The sequence below is a fragment of the Vibrio sp. 10N.222.48.A3 genome, assembly GCF_041475345.1.
Taxonomy (GTDB): domain Bacteria; phylum Pseudomonadota; class Gammaproteobacteria; order Enterobacterales; family Vibrionaceae; genus Vibrio; species Vibrio tasmaniensis_A.
Window position 1 is genome coordinate 1 of sequence record NZ_JBFRVX010001073.1, and the last position, 975, is coordinate 975.

A 975-nucleotide genomic window follows, 5' to 3' on the forward strand; every position below is an offset into this window, starting at 1 on the left:
TGCTGCCATCTTCTTCAATGGTATCAACAGCGCCAAAACCGTTCTCAACAATAAACAATGGCACTTCATAACGTTCATACAGAGACGCTAAACAGAAACGTAAACCTGTTGGATCAATTGGCCAGCCCCAATCGCTAGACTGGATAAATGGGTTATCGACCGAGTTCTCATGACCGCCGTCCATCGCTTCTTCGGTTGACTGATGCGAAGAAGAATCCAAGGTATTCGACATGTAGTAGCTAAAGCCTAAGTAATCCGCTTTACCTTCTTTCAAGATTTGCTCATCTTCTGGCTGCATTTCAATATTGAAGCCTTTGATTGCCCAGTCACGCTTAGCGTAATTTGGGTAATGACCACGAACCATCACATCTGAGAAGAAGTAACGATCACGCATCGCTTGCTGTGCCACCATGATATCTTCTGGCTTTGAAGAACGAGGATAGAAAGGCACCATCGCACACATTGCACCAATCTGAAGTTCTGGGTTGATCTCGTGACCTTTCTTAACCACCAAAGCACTTGCAACAAACTGATGGTGAACCGCTTGATACATGGCTTCTTGCGGCTTTTCACATTGCGGGAACTTAACACCAGAGCACAACCAACCGAAGATGTCTGCCGAAGTGTTCATCTGGTTATTTATCTCGTTAAACGTCATCCAGTACTTCACCTTGTGCTGGTAGCGTTCCATTACCGTAGTCGAGTACTTAACGAAGAAGTCGATCACTTTTCGGTTCATCCAGCCGCCATATTCGTTAGCTAGGTGGTAAGGCATTTCAAAGTGACTCAGTGTTACCACTGGCTGAATATCGTATTTCAACAGCTCATCAAACAAATCATCGTAAAACGCTAAACCCGCTTCACACGGCTCGGCTTCATCGCCATTTGGGAAAATACGCGTCCAAGCAATACTGGTTCGGAAGCACTTAAAGCCCATCTCAGAAAATAACTTAATGTCTTCTTTGTATCGATGGT

At 44.8% G+C, this 975-nt stretch carries 1 protein-coding gene; it reads right to left on the reverse strand.

The window, feature by feature from the left end; all coding sequences use genetic code 11:
* Positions 1 to 975, reverse strand: a 975-nt coding sequence (locus AB4653_RS23730) for a family 1 glycosylhydrolase (RefSeq protein WP_372105474.1), incomplete at both ends; no start/stop codon positions are given.